Source organism: Pseudomonas juntendi (assembly GCF_021560075.1).
Taxonomy (GTDB): domain Bacteria; phylum Pseudomonadota; class Gammaproteobacteria; order Pseudomonadales; family Pseudomonadaceae; genus Aquipseudomonas; species Aquipseudomonas juntendi.
Map to the genome: position 1 here is coordinate 1,330,205 of NZ_CP091088.1, position 18,114 is coordinate 1,348,318.

Sequence of the window (18,114 nt, forward strand, 5' to 3'; positions counted from 1 at the left end):
TGCGAAGCAAGGCCGCGATGGGCCGCGCTGCGGCCCCGGCAATCTCGGCCGTTACTGGGCGTTCAGCGCCTGCCCATTCACGGCCTTGCTGTCCGGCCCCATCAGGTACAGGTACACGGGCATGATTTCTTCAGGCAGCGGGTTGTTCTGCGGGTTCTCGCCAGGGTAAGCCTGCGCCCGCATCGCTGTGCGCGTGGCCCCGGGGTTGATGCTGTTGGCCCGCACCGGCGCCACGCCTTCCAGTTCGTCGGCCAGGGTCTGCATCAGGCCCTCGGTGGCGAACTTGGACACGCCGTAGGCGCCCCAGTAGGCACGGCCCTTGCGCCCCACGCTGCTGCTGGTGAACACCAACGAGGCGTCTTCCGACAGCTTCAGCAGCGGCAGCAGGGTACTGGTGAGCATGAAGGTGGCATTGACGTTGATGTGCATCACGCGCATGAAATGGTCGCCTGACAGCTGTTCCAGCGGCGTGCGCGGGCCGATGATCGAGGCGTTGTTGAGCAGGCCGTCAAGGCGGCCGAACTGCTCTTCGATCATGACCGCCAGGTCGTCGTACTCATGTGCCTGCGCGGTTTCCAGGTTGAACGGAACGACCACCGGCTGCGGATGCCCGGCGGCCGCGATCTGGTCGTAGACCTCGTTCAGGTTGGCTTCGGTCTTGCCCAGCAACAGCACGGTGGCGCCCAGTGCGGCGTAGGCCTTGGCAGCAGCAGCGCCGATGCCGCGGCCGGCACCGGTAACCAGGATGACCCGGCTTTTGAGCAGGTCGGGGCGGGCGGTGTAGTCGAACATGGTTCTGTCCTTGATTCGGGGCTTTAGCTGCAAGCTTCGAGCTTCAAGCTTCAAGCTTCAAGCTTCAAGCTACAAGAAAAAGCTGGGCGATGTGGGCTGCTGCAGCTTGTGGCTTGTGGCTTGCAACTTGCAACTTGCAACTTGCAACTTGCAGCTTCAGCAGCTTCAGCAGCCACACAACGCGCTGTCGATCACCTTGCGCAGGTCCAGCGGGTGGTCCACCACCACGTCGGCGCCCCAGTGGTTGGGGTTGTCTTCTGGGTGAATATAGCCGTAGCGCACCGCGGCGGTACGGGTGCCGGCGTCACGGCCCGACTCGATGTCGCGCAAGTCGTCGCCGACGAACAGCACACTGGCCGGGTCCAGGTTCAGGGTGTTGCAGGCCAGGATCAGCGGCTCTGGGTCCGGCTTGCTGTTTTTCACATGGTCCGGGCAGATGAGCAGCGCCGAACGCTCGGCCAGGCCCAGCTGCTGCATGATCGGCTCGGCGAAGCGCACCGGTTTGTTGGTGACCACGCCCCACAGCAGCTTGCCTTTCTCGATGTCGGCCAGCAGTTCGGCCATGCCGTCGAACAGCTTGCTGTGCACCGCGCAGTCGCGCTGGTAGCGCTCGAGGAACTCCAGGCGCAGGGCCTCGAAGCCTTCGGCTGCAGGGTCCATGGCGAAGGTGGCGGCGACCATGGCCCGCGCACCGCCGGAAATCACCCCGCGGATCAGCGTGTCATCGACCGGCGGCAGGCCGCGTTCGGCGAGCATGGCCTGGCAGATGGCGATGAAGTCCGGCGCCGTGTCGAGCAAGGTGCCGTCCATGTCGAAGAGTACCGCTCGCAAACGCATGCTCATTCCTCGCGCAGGGTCTGGATCATGTAGTTGACGTCGACGTCGCTGCTCAGCTTGTAGTGCTTGGTCAGCGGGTTGTAGGTCAGGCCGATGATGTCCTTGACCTGCAGGCCGGCATCACGGCTCCACGCGCCCAGTTCGGAGGGGCGGATGAACTTCTTGAAGTCATGGGTGCCGCGCGGCAGCATCTTCAGGATGTACTCGGCGCCAACGATGGCCAGCAGGTAGGCCTTGGGGTTGCGGTTGATGGTGGAGAAGAACACCTGGCCGCCTGGCTTGACCATGCGGTAGCAGGCACGGATCACCGACGACGGGTCGGGTACGTGCTCGAGCATTTCCAGGCAGGTGACCACATCGAATTGCTCAGGCATTTCTTCGGCCAGCGCTTCGGCGGTGATCTGCCGGTACTCCACCTGCACGCCAGACTCCAGCTGGTGCAGCTGGGCCACGGCCAGCGGCGCCTCGCCCATGTCGATACCGGTAACGCTGGCACCGCGCAGGGCCATGGCTTCGCTGAGGATGCCGCCGCCGCAACCTACGTCCAGCACCTTCTTGCCGGCCAGGCTGGCGCGTTCGTCGATCCAGTTGACGCGCAGCGGGTTGATTTCATGCAGCGGCTTGAACTCGCTTTCACGGTCCCACCAGCGGTGGGCCAGCGCTTCGAACTTGGCGATTTCGGCGCGGTCGACGTTGCTCATTGGGCAGTCCTCAAAAGCTTGGCTATTAAGCTGCAAGCTGCAAGCCCCAGGCAGCAAGAAAAAGCAGACCTTGTACGCATTCGCTTTTTCCTGCCGCTCGTAGCTTGCGGCTTGCGCTCGAAAAGGCCGGAGTATACCCGAGCGCTCGGCCCCCAGGCTCGCTATAATCGCCGGCTTTTGATATCCGAACGACAGGGAGAGGCAATGCGCGAGCGACTATTGGCGGCGGAGAAGGTGACCGCGATCCGCTGGCAGGGCGGCGTCCTGCACCTGCTCGACCAGCGCCTGCTGCCGTCCCGGGAGTGCTGGCTGGCCTGCGACAATGTCGCGCAGGTGGCAGCCGCGATCCGCGACATGGCGGTGCGCGGTGCTTCGGCGATCGGTATCGCGGCGGCCTACGGCCTGGTGCTGGCCCTGGAAGAGCGGCTGGCCGAAGGTGGTGACTGGGAGCTGGACCTGGAAGAGGACTTTCTCACCCTGGCCGAGGCGCGCCCCACGGCTGCCAACCTGTTCTGGGCACTGAACCGCATGCGCGAGCGCCTGCAGCGCCTGCGCCCGGACGAAGATGTGCTGGCCGCGTGCGAGGCCGAAGCGCTGGCCATTCACGAAAGCGACCGTGAAGCCAACCTGACCATGGCCCAGCACGGCACCGAGCTGATCCGCCGCCACCAGGGCAACGCCCAGACCCTGCTCACCTATGGCAATGCCGGTGCGCTGGCCAGTGGGGGCTTCGGCACCGCGCTGGGGGTGATCCGTGCCGGTTACCTCGAAGGCATGGTCGAGCGGGTGTATGCCGGCGAGACGCGCCCCTGGCTGCAGGGCTCGCGCCTGACCGCGTGGGAGCTGACCAACGAAGGCATCCCGACCACCCTGTGCGCCGATTCGGCGCTGGCCCACCTGATGAAGACCAAGGGCATCACCTGGGTGGTGGTGGGGGCGGACTGCATTGCCGCCAATGGTGACATGGCCGGCAAGATCGGCACCTACCAGCTGGCGGTCAGCGCCATGCACCATGGCGTGCGCTTCATGGTGGTGGCGCCCAGCACCAGCATCGACCTGAACCTGGCGACCGGCGAGGATATCCCCCTGGAAGTGCGTGAGGCCGATGAACTGCTGGATTACGCCGGCACCCGGGTGGCCCCGGAGGTCGAGGTGTTCAACCCGGTGTTCGACGTGACCCCGGCAGACCTGATCGACGTGATCGTGACCGAGCGCGGCATTGTCGAACGTCCGGATACCGCCAAGCTGGCGCAGTTGATGTGCCGCAAGCGCCTGCATTGACACATGTGCCGGCCTCTTCGCGGTAAACCCGCGAAGAGGCCGGCACAGGCACCAGCAAATCAAGATTCGAACCTGCTTCTGGCTGCCCGCCACATCTCCCCACCGCACCCGCCTTTGTGGTAACATCCGGCAGTTTCCAAGGCCGCCCATCACGGCGGCCTTCATTGCGCAGATCCATGGCACAACTCATTGATTTGTCGTAAGTCGTCGCACCCTTATGCGCTGCGGCGGCGAGCTTCGTTCGGCCCTTGATGGAGCTGCGAAGTTTCACCAGAAAAAGGAATCAGGCTTCTCATGGGCGAACTGGCCAAAGAAATCCTCCCGGTCAATATCGAAGACGAACTGAGACAGTCCTACCTCGACTACGCGATGAGCGTGATTGTCGGGCGAGCGCTGCCCGATGCACGTGACGGCTTGAAGCCCGTGCATCGTCGCGTTCTCTATGCGATGAGCGAACTGGGCAACGACTGGAACAAGCCGTACAAGAAATCCGCCCGTGTGGTCGGTGACGTGATCGGTAAGTACCACCCGCACGGCGACATTGCGGTCTACGACACCATCGTGCGTATGGCCCAGCCTTTCTCGCTGCGCTACCTGCTGGTCGATGGCCAGGGCAACTTCGGTTCGGTGGACGGCGACAATGCCGCGGCCATGCGATACACCGAAGTGCGCATGACCAAGCTGGCCCACGAGCTGCTGTCCGACCTGCACAAGGAAACCGTCGACTGGGTGCCCAACTACGACGGCACCGAGCAGATCCCGGCGGTCATGCCCACGCGTATCCCCAACCTGCTGGTCAACGGTTCCAGCGGCATCGCCGTGGGTATGGCGACCAACATTCCGCCGCACAACCTTGGCGAAGTCATCGACGGTTGCCTGGCGCTGATCGACAACCCGGAAGTCACCGTCGATGAACTGATGCAGTTCATCCCCGGCCCGGACTTCCCGACAGCCGGCATCATCAACGGTCGCCAAGGCATCATCGAGGCCTACCGCACCGGCCGCGGCCGCATCTACATGCGTGCCCGCTCCGAGGTCGAAGACATCGACAAGGTCGGTGGCCGCCAGCAGATCGTGATCACCGAGCTGCCGTACCAGCTGAACAAGGCGCGGCTGATCGAAAAGATCGCCGAGCTGGTCAAAGAGAAAAAGATCGAAGGCATCACCGAGCTGCGCGACGAGTCCGACAAGGACGGCATGCGCATCGTCATCGAGCTGCGCCGCGGCGAAGTGCCGGAGGTGGTGCTCAACAACCTCTACCAGCACACCCAGCTGCAGAGCGTATTCGGCATCAACGTGGTGGCCCTGGTGGACGGCCGCCCGCGGCTGCTCAACCTCAAGGACCTGCTCGAAGCGTTCGTCCGTCACCGCCGTGAAGTGGTGACCCGCCGCACTGTCTTCGAGCTGCGCAAGGCCCGCGAACGCGGCCACATCCTTGAAGGCCAGGCGGTTGCGCTGTCCAACATCGACCCGGTCATTGCCTTGATCAAGGCTTCGCCTACGCCTTCCGAGGCCAAGGAAGCCCTGATCTCCACGCCGTGGGAGTCCAGTGCCGTGCAGGTCATGGTCGAGCGCGCCGGTGCCGAGGCCTGCCGCCCTGAAGACCTGCCCGAGCAGTATGGCCTGCACGATGGCAAGTACTTCCTGTCGCCGGAACAGGCCCAGGCCATTCTCGACCTGCGCTTGCACCGCCTGACCGGCCTGGAGCACGAGAAGCTGCTGGCCGAGTACCAGGAAATTCTCGAGCAGATCGGCGAGCTGATCCGCATCCTCAACAGCGCCGAGCGCCTGATGGAAGTGATCCGCGAAGAGCTGGAGGCCATCCGCGCCGAGTACGGCGATGCCCGCCGCACCGAAATCCTCAATGCCAGCCACGACCTCAACTACGGCGACATGATCCCGGAAGAAGAGCGCGTGGTCACCATTTCCCACGGTGGTTACGCCAAGACCCAGCCGTTGTCCGCTTACCAGGCCCAGCGCCGTGGCGGCAAAGGCAAGTCGGCGACCGGCGTGAAGGATGAGGACTACATCGAGCACCTGCTGGTCGCCAACAGCCACGCCACGCTGCTGCTGTTCTCCAGCAAGGGCAAGGTGTACTGGAAAAAGACCTACGAAATCCCGGAAGCATCGCGTGCCGCCCGTGGTCGCCCGCTGGTGAACCTGCTGCCGCTGGAAGAGGGTGAGCGCATCACCGCGATGCTGCAGGTGGACCTCGAGGCGCTGCAGCAGAACGCCGACCTTGACGAAGAGCTGGAAGACGCCGACGACACCGTGCTCGAAGGTGAGCTGGTCGAGGCCGAGGAAGTTGACGAAGAAGACGGCGACACCCCTGAGTGGGTGGCAGAGCCGACCGGCGCGTACATCTTCATGGCCACCGCTTCGGGTACCGTCAAGAAGACCCCGCTGGTGCAGTTCGCCCGCCCGCGCTCCAATGGCCTGATTGCCTTGAAGCTCAAAGAAGGCGATACCCTGATTGCAGCGGCCATCACCGACGGCGCCAAGGAAGTGATGATGTTCTCCGACGCTGGCAAGGTCATTCGCTTTGCCGAGAGCGTGGTGCGTGAAATGGGCCGTAACGCCCGTGGCGTGCGGGGCATGAAGCTGGGCAAGGGGCAGCAGATCATTTCCATGCTGATTCCGGAGTCCGGCGCGCAGATCCTGACCGCTTCCGAGCGTGGCTTTGGCAAGCGTACCCCGCTGTCCAAGTTCCCGCGCCGCGGCCGTGGCGGCCAGGGTGTGATCGCCATGGGCACCAAGGGGCGCAATGGCTTGCTGATCGGCGCCATCCAGGTGCACGAAGGCGAGGAGATCATGCTGATCTCCGACCAGGGCACGCTGGTGCGCACCCGGGTTGGCGAAGTGTCCAGCCTGAGCCGCAACACGCAGGGTGTGACCTTGATCAAGCTGGCTGCCGACGAAACACTGGTTGGCCTGGAGCGGATCCAGGAACCGTCCGAGGACGAACTCGACGATATGGTCGAGGCGGGCGAGGAGGGTGTCGAGGCCGAAGTGCCAGACAATGACGAAGCTGCAGGCGCCGAAGAGGCCCCGCAGGAGTAAGCAGGTGTAAAACCCGAACGGGGCGACCAAGGTCGCCCCGTTTGACTGATAACTGCAGGCAATGCCTGGCCGGGTGCGAGCAAGCTTTTTGTAGGAGCGGCCTTGTGTCGCGAAAGGGCTGCAAAGCAGCCCCAGGATTTCAGCGGCGCTGCAAAAAGCTGGGGCCGCTTCGCGGCCCTATCGCGACACAAGGCCGCTCCCACAAAGAGGCGCGTGCGGCCTGCAAGAAATGAATTTGTACCATTTGGCAGAGCGAGAGTGGATGTGAGCAACCGAGCCTTTAACTTCTGCGCAGGCCCTGCCGCGCTTCCTACCGCTGTTCTGCAGCGCGCCCAGGCTGAAATGCTGGACTGGCATGGCAAGGGCTTGTCGGTGATGGAAATGAGCCATCGCAGCGACGATTACGTGGCCATCGCCGAAAAGGCCGAGCAGGACCTGCGTGACCTGCTGTCTATCCCCTCCAACTACAAGGTACTGTTCCTGCAGGGCGGTGCCAGCCAGCAGTTCGCTGAGATCCCGCTGAACCTGCTACCGGAAAACGGCACTGCCGACTACATCGAGACAGGCATCTGGTCGAAAAAGGCCATCGAGGAAGCGCGCCGCTTCGGCAACGTCAACGTCGCCGCCAGCGCCAAAGCCTACGATTACCTGGCCATTCCGGGCCAGAACGACTGGAAACTGACCAGCAACGCTGCCTACGTGCACTATGCGTCCAACGAAACCATCGGTGGCCTGCAGTTCGACTGGGTGCCGCAGACCGGTGACGTTCCGCTGGTGGTCGACATGTCCTCCGACATCCTCTCGCGCCCGATCGACGTGTCGCAGTTCGGCCTGATTTACGCCGGCGCGCAGAAAAACATCGGCCCCAGCGGCCTGGTGGTGGTGATCGTGCGTGAAGACCTGCTGGGCCACGCCCGCAGCAGCTGCCCGACCATGCTCGACTACAAGGTGTCGGCCGACAACGGCTCGATGTACAACACCCCGGCCACTTACTCCTGGTACCTCTCGGGCCTGGTGTTCGAGTGGCTCAAGGAGCAGGGCGGTGTCGAGGCCATGGAGCAGCGCAACCGGGCCAAGAAAGACCGCCTGTACGGCTTCATCGACAGCAGCGAGTTCTACACCAACCCGATCAGCGTCAATGCCCGCTCGTGGATGAACGTGCCGTTCCGCCTGGCCGATGAACGCCTGGACAAGGCCTTCCTCGCCGGTGCCGATGCCCGCGGCCTGCTCAACCTCAAGGGCCACCGCTCGGTCGGCGGGATGCGCGCTTCTATCTACAACGCCCTGGGCCTGGACGCCGTGGAAGCGCTGGTGGCCTACATGGCTGAATTCGAGAAGGAGCACGGCTGATGTCGGAACAGGAACTCAAAGCCCTGCGCGTTCGCATCGACAGCCTCGACGAAAAAATCCTCGAGCTGATCAGCGAGCGCGCCCGGTGTGCCGAAGAGGTTGCGCGGGTCAAGACCGCTTCGCTCAAAGAAGGCGAGAAGCCGGTGTTCTACCGCCCCGAGCGCGAAGCAGCAGTGCTCAAGCGGGTGATGGAGCGTAATAAAGGGCCGCTGGGCAACGAAGAAATGGCGCGGCTGTTCCGCGAAATCATGTCGTCGTGCCTGGCCCTGGAAGAACCGCTGAAAATCGCCTACCTGGGCCCTGAAGGCACCTTCACCCAGGCGGCGGCCATGAAGCACTTCGGCCACGCGGTGATCAGCCGCCCGATGGCGGCCATCGACGAGGTGTTCCGTGAAGTTGCGGCCGGTGCGGTCAATTTTGGCGTGGTGCCGGTGGAAAACTCCACCGAAGGCGCGGTCAGCCACACCCTGGACAGCTTCCTCGAACACGACATGGTGATTTGCGGCGAAGTCGAGCTGCGTATCCACCACCACCTGCTGGTGGGCGAGAGCACCAAGACCAACAGCATCACCCGCATCTATTCCCATGCCCAGTCCCTGGCCCAGTGCCGCAAGTGGCTGGACGCGCACTACCCGAATGTGGAGCGGGTGGCGGTATCGAGCAATGCCGAGGCCGCCAAGCGCGTGAAGGGCGAGTGGAACTCGGCGGCGATCGCCGGTGACATGGCTGCCAACCTGTATGGCCTGACCCGCCTGGCCGAGAAGATCGAAGACCGCCCGGACAACTCCACGCGCTTTTTGATGATCGGCCAGCAGGAAGTGCCGCCCACCGGCGACGACAAGACCTCGATCATTGTTTCGATGAGCAACAAGCCGGGCGCGCTGCATGAGCTGCTGGTGCCGTTCCACCAGAACGGCATCGACCTGACCCGCATCGAAACCCGCCCGTCGCGCAGCGGCAAGTGGACCTACGTGTTCTTCATCGACTTCGTTGGCCACCACCGCGACCCACTGATCAAGGCGGTGCTCGAACAGATCAGCCAGGAGGCTGTGGCGCTGAAGGTGCTGGGCTCGTATCCGAAGGCAGTGCTTTGATTCAGGGCCGCTGGGGGCGCTTCGCGCCCCATCGCAGGCAAGCCAGCTCCCACAGGTACAGCGCAAGCCCCCAGGTTTCCACTGCCCCTGTGGGAGCTGGCGTGCCTGCGATGGGTGTGGGAGCTGGCTTGCCTGCGATGGGCTGCAACGCAGCCCCAGCGTTCTTACAGGCTGTCCCGATTTCTGAACAGGGTTCACACCAGTGGTAAATGCAGCAAAAACCAAACCCGCGCCCATCATCAACCGCCTGGTCGTAGTTGGCCTCGGCCTGATCGGTGGTTCGTTCGCCAAGGGCCTGCGTGAAAGCGGTCTGTGCCGCGAAGTGGTCGGAGTCGACCTGGATGCCCCCTCGCGCAAGCAGGCCGTAGCCTTGGGCGTGGTCGACCGCTGCGAAGAAGACCTCGCCACCGCCTGCGTGGGCGCCGATGTCATCCAGCTGGCCGTGCCCATCCTGGCCATGGAGAAAGTTCTGGCGCGCCTGGCCCGGCTAGACCTGGGCGACGCCATCATCACCGACGTCGGCAGCGCCAAGGGCAATGTTGTTCGTGAGGCGCGTTCCGTTTTTGTGAACGAGAGCGGCCAGCGCCTGCCGCGCTTCGTGCCTGGCCACCCCATTGCCGGTTCCGAGCAGAGCGGGGTAGAGGCATCCAACGCCACCCTGTTCCGCCGGCACAAGGTCATTCTCACGCCGCTGGCCGAAACCGACCCGGCCGCACTGGCCCTGGTCGACCGCCTGTGGCGCGCGCTGGAGGCCGATGTCGAGCACATGACGGTCGAGCGCCACGACGAAGTGCTGGCCGCCACCAGCCACTTGCCGCACCTGTTGGCCTTTGGCCTGGTCGATTCACTGGCCAAACGCAATGAAAACCTCGAGATCTTCCGGTACGCTGCCGGGGGGTTCCGCGATTTCACCAGGATCGCCGGCAGCGACCCGACCATGTGGCATGACATCTTCCTCGCCAACCGCGATGCTGTCCTGCGCACACTTGATACATATCGCAGTGATCTCGACGCCTTGCGCGACGCTATCGCTGAAGGGGACGGGCACCAGTTGCTGGGTGTATTCACCCGCGCACGCGTTGCCCGCGAGCATTTCAGTAAAATCCTGGCCCGTCGGGCCTATGTGGACGCTATGAACGCCAACGATCTGATTTTCCTGGCCCAACCGGGTGGCCGCCTGAACGGGCGGATTCGTGTACCGGGCGACAAGTCGATTTCTCACCGCTCGATCATGCTTGGCTCGCTGGCCGAGGGCACCACCGAGGTCGAAGGCTTCCTCGAAGGTGAAGACGCCCTGGCGACCCTGCAGGCATTCCGTGACATGGGTGTGGTCATCGAAGGCCCCAACCACGGCCGCGTGACCATTCATGGCGTTGGCCTGCACGGCCTGAAGCCGCCGCCCGGCCCGCTGTACGTAGGCAACTCGGGGACCTCGATGCGTTTGCTGTCCGGCTTGCTGGCCGGCCAGCCGTTCGACGTGACCATGACCGGTGATGCCTCGTTGTCCAAGCGCCCGATGAACCGTGTGGCCAACCCGCTGCGCGAAATGGGTGCCGTGGTCGAGACCGGCCCGGAAGGCCGCCCGCCGCTGACCATTCGCGGCGGCCACCGGCTCAAGGGGCTGACCTACACGCTGCCGATGGCCAGCGCGCAGGTCAAATCCTGCCTGCTGCTGGCCGGCCTGTACGCCGAAGGCAAAACCACCGTCACCGAGCCGGCACCGACCCGCGACCACACCGAGCGCATGCTGCGCGGTTTCGGCTACGCGGTAGAAAGCAATGGCCCGGTGGCCTCGTTGCAGTCTGGGGGCAAGCTGACCGCTACCCGCATCGAAGTGCCGGCCGACATCTCCTCGGCAGCCTTCTTCCTGGTGGCGGCGTCCATCGCCGAAGGCTCCGAGCTGGTGCTGGAGCACGTCGGCATCAACCCGACCCGTACCGGTGTCATCGACATCCTGCGCCTGATGGGTGGCGACATCACCCTGGAGAACCAGCGTGAAGTCGGCGGCGAGCCGGTGGCCGACCTGCGTGTGCGCGGGGCCAAGCTGAAGGGTATCGATATCCCTGAAGAGCTGGTGCCGCTGGCTATCGACGAGTTCCCCGTGCTGTTCGTTGCCGCTGCCTGCGCCGAAGGCCGTACCGTGCTGCGCGGTGCCGAAGAGCTGCGGGTGAAGGAGTCCGACCGTATCCAGGTGATGGCCGACGGCCTGCTGACCCTGGGCATCAAGTGCGAGCCGACCCCGGACGGCATCATCATCGACGGCGGCCAGCTGGGCGGCGGCGAAGTGCATGGCCACGGTGACCACCGCATTGCCATGGCCTTCAGCGTGGCCTCGCTGCGCGCCAGTGCGCCGATCCGCATTCATGACTGCGCCAACGTTGCCACGTCGTTCCCCAACTTCCTGGCGCTGTGCGCCGAAGTGGGCATCCGCGTGGCCGAAGAGGGCAAGTCGTGAACACGCTGGCCCCCATCATCACCATCGACGGGCCGAGTGGCTCTGGCAAAGGTACGGTGGCCGGCTTGCTGGCGCGCGAACTGGGCTGGCGCCTGCTGGACTCGGGCGCGCTGTACCGGCTGCTGGCGTTCAATGCCAGCAACCACGGCGTCGATCTGACCAACGAAGAGCTGCTGACCAAGCTGGCCGCCCATCTGGATGTGCAGTTCATCGCCGCCGAGCCCGGTAAGCTGCAGCAGACCATTCTCGAAGGTGAGGACGTCAGCCAGGTCATCCGCACCGAAACCGTCGGTGCCGGTGCCTCGATGGTGGCGTCGCTGCCTGCCGTGCGTGAGGCGCTGCTGCAGCGCCAGCGCGCCTTCCGGGAAATGCCCGGGCTGATTGCCGACGGCCGCGACATGGGCACGGTGGTATTCCCCGACGCGCCGCTGAAGGTATTTCTGACCGCCAGTGCCGAGGAACGGGCGCGCCGCCGCTACCTGCAGTTGAAGGGCAAGGGTGAAGATGTTAGTCTGTCGAGTCTGCTGGATGAGATTCGGGCGCGTGATGAACGCGACACTCAGCGTGCAGTGGCCCCGCTGAAACCAGCGGCAGACGCCATTCAGCTGGATTCCACCGAGTTGTCCATCGAGCAGGTGTTGCAACGTATCAGGAGCGAGATCGCCCAGCGCGACCTTCTCTGATCACCAGGAAAGCAGGCAGGTTCACCAGTCAACGTCTTGCCGGCGTTCCTTTACTTAAAACAGACCCACATTGTCTGGAATGTGGCGAGGGGCGTTTGTTTCGCCCGAATCTACAGGAATTAAAATGAGCGAAAGCTTTGCAGAACTCTTTGAAGAAAGCCTGAAAACCCTCAATCTTCAGCCGGGTGCCATCATCACCGGTATCGTTGTCGACATCGACGGCGACTGGGTTACCGTACACGCTGGCCTGAAGTCCGAGGGTGTCATCCCGCTCGAGCAGTTCTACAACGAAGCTGGCGAACTGACCATCAAGGTCGGTGACGAAGTCCACGTTGCGCTGGACGCGGTCGAAGACGGCTTTGGCGAAACCAAACTGTCCCGTGAAAAAGCCAAGCGCGCCGAGTGCTGGATTGTTCTGGAAGCAGCTTTCGCCGCCGAAGAAGTGGTCAAGGGCGTTATCAACGGTAAGGTTAAGGGCGGCTTCACTGTCGACGTTAACGGCATCCGTGCGTTCCTGCCGGGCTCCCTGGTTGATGTCCGCCCAGTGCGCGACACCACCCACCTGGAAGGCAAAGAGCTGGAATTCAAGGTCATCAAGCTGGACCAGAAGCGCAACAACGTTGTCGTTTCCCGTCGCAGCGTGCTGGAAGCCGAGAACTCCGCCGAGCGCGAAGCCCTGCTGGAAACCCTGCAGGAAGGCCAGCAAGTCAAAGGTATCGTCAAGAACCTCACCGACTACGGCGCATTCGTGGACCTGGGCGGTATCGACGGCCTGCTGCACATCACCGACATGGCCTGGAAGCGCATCAAGCACCCATCGGAAATCGTTAACGTTGGCGACGAAGTCGACGTACGCGTTCTGAAGTTCGACCGTGAGCGCAACCGCGTTTCGCTGGGTCTGAAGCAAATGGGTGAAGATCCGTGGGTAGCTATCACTGCCCGTTACCCAGAAGGTACTCGCGTACAGGCTCGCGTAACCAACCTGACCGACTACGGCTGCTTCGCTGAGCTGGAAGAAGGCGTTGAAGGTCTGGTACACGTTTCCGAAATGGACTGGACCAACAAGAACATCCACCCGTCGAAAGTCGTTCAGGTTGGCGACGAAGTGGAAGTCATGGTTCTGGACATCGACGAAGAGCGTCGTCGTATCTCCCTGGGCATCAAGCAGTGCAAGTCCAACCCATGGGAAGACTTCTCCGGCCAGTTCAACAAGGGTGACAAGATCACCGGTACCATCAAGTCGATCACCGACTTCGGTATCTTCATCGGTCTGGACGGCGGCATCGACGGCCTGGTTCACCTGTCCGACATCTCCTGGAACGAAACCGGCGAAGAAGCCGTACGTCGTTTCAAGAAGGGCGACGAGCTGGAAACCGTCATCCTGTCGGTTGACCCAGAGCGCGAGCGCATCTCCCTGGGCATCAAGCAGCTGGAAGACGATCCGTTCTCCAACTTCGTTGCTGTCAACGACAAGGGCGCTATCGTCAAGGGCATCGTGAAAGAAGTTGACGCCAAAGGCGCCATCGTCACCCTGGCCGACGACATCGAAGCCACTCTGAAAGCTTCCGAAATCAGCCGTGACCGCGTTGAAGACGCGCGCAACGTTCTGAAGGAAGGCGAAGAGATCGAAGCCAAGATCATCAGCGTTGACCGCAAGTCCCGCGTGATCAGCCTGTCGATCAAGTCGAAAGACGACGCTGAAGAGCGTGAAGCTATCCAGAGCCTGAAAAACGCTCCGGAAGCTGCTGCCGACACCACCATGGCTGCGCTGCTGCGCGAAGCAATGGCCAAGCAGAACTGAGTTCTGTTTGATCGGTAAAAAGGGCGACCCTCGGGTCGCCCTTTTTTTGTTGTGCGCCAGGCATGGCGCGTTGCGCGTAAGCGCAACCTGCTTGGCTGTGGTGGCCAAGCGGGTGACTTGGAGGTGAAAGTCCTCTACACACCCGGCAAGGGGAAGTGTTAGCCGGAGGCAAGGGTGTCGCGGGCGACTGCGAATCTGAAGGAAGCCCGAGGCAAAATGCTGGCCTGACGAACAGGAAGCGGATCAGGCGGCACAGCGGGGTTAGGCGGCAACAATCGCCAAAGCCCAATACTTGCACGGAACGCTGTGACGTAAATCCGACAGGCATAAGCAGGAAGGTCACGCGAATTACCCTGGGAGATCTGTACGTTTGCCATTGTGCTACCGCGCGTCGAAAGGCGACGGGATGAGCGTGCAGAAGTCAGCCGAAGCCGTAGTAAGTGGCGGATAACCGCGCCACCAAGGGCCGAACAGGTTATGCCGCTAGTAGGCGTCACTGTCTCGTTGGTAGCCGTAATGCAGAAATTTCCCACAGCGGAAACTGTCATCCCGAATCCCGGCCAGAAGCCGAGGGTGATGCCTGACAGTGCAAAGGTGCCGGCGGCGTCAGCGACGTGGACGAACGCGGAGCCGGACACGCTGATGGAGCGGGTGCTTGCACCGGCCAACCTCAGACGTGCGTATCAACGCGTGGTCAGCAACAAGGGAGCGCCGGGTGCCGATGGCATGACGGTCGCTGACTTGGCGGGCTACATGAAACAGTATTGGCCAACCCTCAAGGCCAGGCTACTGGCCGGTGAATACCATCCACAAGCAGTGCGAGCGGTTGAAATTCCCAAGCCGCAGGGCGGCACACGGCAACTGGGAATCCCCAGCGTCGTGGATCGCTTGATCCAGCAAGCCTTGCAGCAACAGCTCACGCTCATCTTCGACCCACTGTTCTCGGACTACAGTTATGGCTTCCGTCCGGGCAGAAGCACACATCAAGCTGTCGAGATGGCCCGTGCCCATGTGGCATCGGGACATCGGTGGTGCGTGGAAATCGATCTGGAAAAGTTCTTCGATCGAGTCAACCACGACATCCTCATGGCCTGTATCGAGTGCCGGGTCAAAGATAAGTGCGTACTTAGGCTTATCCGTCGCTACCTTGAAGCGGGAGTCATGTCAGGTGGTGTCGTTAGCCCACGGCAGGAAGGGACGCCGCAAGGCGGCCCGCTCTCGCCGCTGCTGTCGAATATCCTGCTCGATGAATTTGACCGCGAACTGGAGCGGCGGGGCCATCGCTTCGTGCGCTATGCCGATGACGCGAACATTTATGTGCGCAGTCCTCGGGCTGGCGAGCGAGTACTGGTCAGTGTCGAGCGCTTCCTGAACCAACGTTTGAAACTGACGGTGAATCAGAAGAAGAGTCGAGTCGCGAGAGCCTGGAAGTGTGACTACTTGGGCTATGGGATGAGCTGGCATCAGCAGCCAAGGCTGCGGGTGGCAACGATGAGCCTGGGTCGCCTGCGCGACCGGCTCGCAGAGCTGCTACGCGGTGCACGGGGTCGCAAGATGGCAAATACCATCGAGCGGATAAACCCTGTATTACGAGGCTGGGCGGGTTACTTCAAGCTCAGCCAGAGCAAACGGCCACTTGAGGAACTGGATGGCTGGCTCAGGCACAAACTCCGCTGTGCCATCTGGCGCCAATGGAAGCAGCCCTCTACGAGGGTGCGCAACCTGATGCGCCTGGGTCTAAGTGAAGAGCGTGCCTGCAAATCAGCCTCTAATGGTCGAGGCCCATGGTGGAACTCGGGAGCATCTCATATGAATCAGGCGCTGCCGAAGAAGCTATGGGATCGACTCGGACTGGTCTCGATACTGGATACGATCAACCGGCTTAGCCGCATAGCCTGAACCGCCGTGTACGGAACCGTACGCACGGTGGTGTGAGAGGACGGCGGGTGTGAACCCGCCTCCTACTCGATTTCTTAGTATGCCCCGCGATGCCCTGGAGCGTTCGTGCACAATCCGCACAGGCATAACTGTCGCGAGGCGCGGGCGGCGTGCGATACGTCTCCATCGTGATGCCTTAAAGCCATGCTGCATCCCAATGAGGATATGCGCCAACCGATGACACCAGTCCGGCCCTTACCGGATTGGCAACGATGTATCTCGCGACCTTGAAAACATCCTCGTCCCGGCGCAAGGCTCGGTCGTAATAACCTGCCTGCCACACCGGCTTCCCCTTTGCCCCGGCCTTGTGAAGCGCATTGCTGGACTGGCATTTGAAGCGCTGCATCAATGTTCCAAGCGTCACTTCTTTCAGCTCAATCAGCCAATGCACATGATCTGGCATTACGACCCAGGTCAGCGATCGGCAGTGGTGTTGTTCTTCCGCGTAACGAAGGTTTTGGATGACCAACCGTCCGAAGCGGAGGTCGTGAAACAAAGGCTTACGTCGATGAGTGACCGTAGTCAGCATATAAAGCCTGCCTGGCACCGAGCATCGTGCGCGGCGAAGCCTGTAGCCATGAGGGTTCGGCATTGCGTTCATCCTTGAGCAGGTAATTGCTCGGTCAGCATAGTCAGCCTGTGCAGGGATCGACCCGCCAGTGATTTGCAGTATGTAAACAAGGGCCAAAGCGTTCGCGCGCACCTGGCCCAGGCATAACTGGCCCGAAAAAAACGTAGGAGCGAGCGCAGCTCGCGATGCGCCGCGCGGGCGGCGCGGCCTCGCGGGCAATGCCGCTCCATCGGCGTACCTTCACCGGCACGGCGCATGGCTGAGATATCGGGGGAGCCCCGGGGTGCTTGGCTTGGGGGATGTGGTGGTGCGCAAATCGAGCGCCGCCCGCGCGGCGCATCGCGAGCTGCGCTCGCTCCTACGTTTGTTTCGGGCCAGTGAGGCCTGTGAGAGGCGAGCGCGACCGCCTGGTTCATACAACGCGATATTGAGGCCTGCGCCAAAGGGTTCGCGCGCAAATCCCCCAGGCATAATTGGCCCGAAACAAACGCAGGAGCGAGCGCAGCTCGCGATGCGCCGCGCGGGCGGCGCGGCCTCGCGGGCAATGCCGCTCCATCGCCGTACCTTCACCGACACGGCGCATGGCATGAGGTATCGGGGGAGCCCCGCGGTGCTTGGCGTGGGGGATGTGGTGGTGCGCAAATCGAGCGCCGCCCGCGCGGCGCATCGCGAGCTGCGCTCGCTCCTACGTTTGTTTCGGGCCAGTGAGGCCTGTGAGAGGCGCGCGCGACCGCCTGGTTCATACGACGCGATATTGAGGCATGCGCCAAAGGGTTCGCGCGCAAATCCCCCAGGCATAATTGGCCCGAAACAAACGTAGGAGCGAGCGCAGCTCGCGATGCGCCGCGCGGGCGGCGCGGCCTCGCGGGCAATGCTGCTCCATCGCCGTACCTTCACCGGCACGGCGCATGGCATGAGGTATCGGGGGAGCCCCGGGGTGCTTGGCGTGGGGGGTGTGGTGGTGCGCAAATCGAGCGCCGCCCGCGCGGCGCATCGCGAGCTGCGCTCGCTCCTACGTTTGTTTCGGGCCAGTGAGGCCTGTGAGAGGCGCGCGCGACCGCCTGGTTCATACGACGCGATATTGAGGCATGCGCCAAAGGGTTCGCGCGCAAATCCCCCAGGCATAATTGGCCCGAAACAAACGTAGGAGCGAGCGCAGCTCGCGATGCGCCGCGCGGGCGGCGCGGCCTCGCGGGCAATGCTGCTCCATCGCCGTACCTTCACCGGCACGGCGCATGGCATGAGGTATCGGGGGAGCCCCGGGGTGCTTGGCGTGGGGGGTGTGGTGGTGCGCAAATCGAGCGCCGCCCGCGCGGCGCATCGCGAGCTGCGCTCGCTCCTACGTTTGTTTCGGGCCAGTGAGTTCTGTGGGATTTGTGCGCGTACGTTTTGGTGTATGTCGCAATACCGCGCCATACCAACCAAAGCGTTCGCGCGCACCTGGCCCAAGCATAATTGGCCCGAAAAAAACGTAGGAGCGAGCGCAGCTCGCGATGCGCCGCACGGGCGGCGCGGCCTCCCTAGACCATTCCGGTAAAACTTCAATCTTGA

The 18,114-nt window shown here is 62.8% G+C and carries 12 protein-coding genes; 8 read left to right on the plus strand and 4 right to left on the minus strand.

All coding sequences use genetic code 11. From position 1 onward, the window contains the following. Positions 1–51: 51 nt before the first annotated feature. The 3 genes from L1P09_RS06085 to ubiG form a co-directional block, all read right to left on the minus strand. Positions 52–792, minus strand: a complete 741-nt coding sequence (locus L1P09_RS06085; RefSeq protein ID WP_235768590.1) for a YciK family oxidoreductase — start codon at positions 790–792, stop codon at positions 52–54. Between the two features lie 165 nt (positions 793–957). Then, positions 958–1,629, minus strand: a complete 672-nt coding sequence (mupP, locus tag L1P09_RS06090) for an N-acetylmuramic acid 6-phosphate phosphatase MupP (RefSeq protein WP_029886220.1) — start codon at positions 1,627–1,629, stop codon at positions 958–960. A 2-nt stretch (positions 1,630–1,631) separates the two neighbouring features. Next, positions 1,632–2,330, minus strand: coding sequence for a bifunctional 2-polyprenyl-6-hydroxyphenol methylase/3-demethylubiquinol 3-O-methyltransferase UbiG (ubiG, locus tag L1P09_RS06095; protein WP_009686004.1), 699 nt, complete (start codon positions 2,328–2,330; stop codon positions 1,632–1,634). Positions 2,331–2,534: 204 nt separating this feature from the next. On the opposite strand from ubiG, the gene mtnA reads away from it, so the two are divergent. From mtnA to ltrA, 8 genes are all read left to right on the plus strand, one after another. Continuing rightward, complete coding sequence (gene mtnA, locus L1P09_RS06100; RefSeq protein ID WP_029886219.1) at positions 2,535–3,611, plus strand: S-methyl-5-thioribose-1-phosphate isomerase; 1,077 nt, start codon at positions 2,535–2,537, stop codon at positions 3,609–3,611. Between the two features lie 294 nt (positions 3,612–3,905). Continuing rightward, entirely contained in the window at positions 3,906–6,671 is a 2,766-nt protein-coding gene (gyrA, locus tag L1P09_RS06105) for a DNA gyrase subunit A (RefSeq protein WP_054905905.1), read from the plus strand. A gap of 264 nt (positions 6,672–6,935) precedes the next feature. Then, positions 6,936–8,021, plus strand: coding sequence for a 3-phosphoserine/phosphohydroxythreonine transaminase (serC, locus tag L1P09_RS06110; protein WP_009686001.1), 1,086 nt, complete (start codon positions 6,936–6,938; stop codon positions 8,019–8,021). Further along, a complete protein-coding gene (gene pheA, locus L1P09_RS06115; protein ID WP_009686000.1) occupies positions 8,021–9,115 on the plus strand; it encodes a prephenate dehydratase in 1,095 nt (364 codons plus the stop codon). Before serC ends, pheA begins: the two co-directional genes overlap by 1 nt. A 235-nt stretch (positions 9,116–9,350) precedes the next feature. Beyond that, a complete protein-coding gene (locus tag L1P09_RS06120) occupies positions 9,351–11,570 on the plus strand; it encodes a bifunctional prephenate dehydrogenase/3-phosphoshikimate 1-carboxyvinyltransferase (RefSeq protein ID WP_054881875.1) in 2,220 nt (739 codons plus the stop codon). After that, positions 11,567–12,253 (plus strand): (d)CMP kinase, encoded by a 687-nt coding sequence (cmk, locus tag L1P09_RS06125; protein WP_009685997.1) that lies wholly within the window; start codon positions 11,567–11,569, stop codon positions 12,251–12,253. The genes L1P09_RS06120 and cmk overlap by 4 nt, the downstream gene beginning before the upstream one ends. Positions 12,254–12,377: 124 nt before the next feature. After that, on the plus strand, positions 12,378–14,054 hold the full coding sequence (gene rpsA / locus L1P09_RS06130) for a 30S ribosomal protein S1 (protein WP_003252673.1): 1,677 nt from the start codon (positions 12,378–12,380) through the stop codon (positions 14,052–14,054). A gap of 477 nt (positions 14,055–14,531) precedes the next feature. Continuing rightward, positions 14,532–15,953, plus strand: a complete 1,422-nt coding sequence (gene ltrA / locus L1P09_RS06135; protein ID WP_222186725.1) for a group II intron reverse transcriptase/maturase — start codon at positions 14,532–14,534, stop codon at positions 15,951–15,953. Between the two features lie 175 nt (positions 15,954–16,128). Here the strand turns inward: ltrA and L1P09_RS06140 are convergent, their stop codons facing one another. Beyond that, positions 16,129–16,584 (minus strand): REP-associated tyrosine transposase, encoded by a 456-nt coding sequence (locus tag L1P09_RS06140; protein ID WP_235768592.1) that lies wholly within the window; start codon positions 16,582–16,584, stop codon positions 16,129–16,131. Between the last annotated feature and the right edge of the window lie 1,530 nt (positions 16,585–18,114).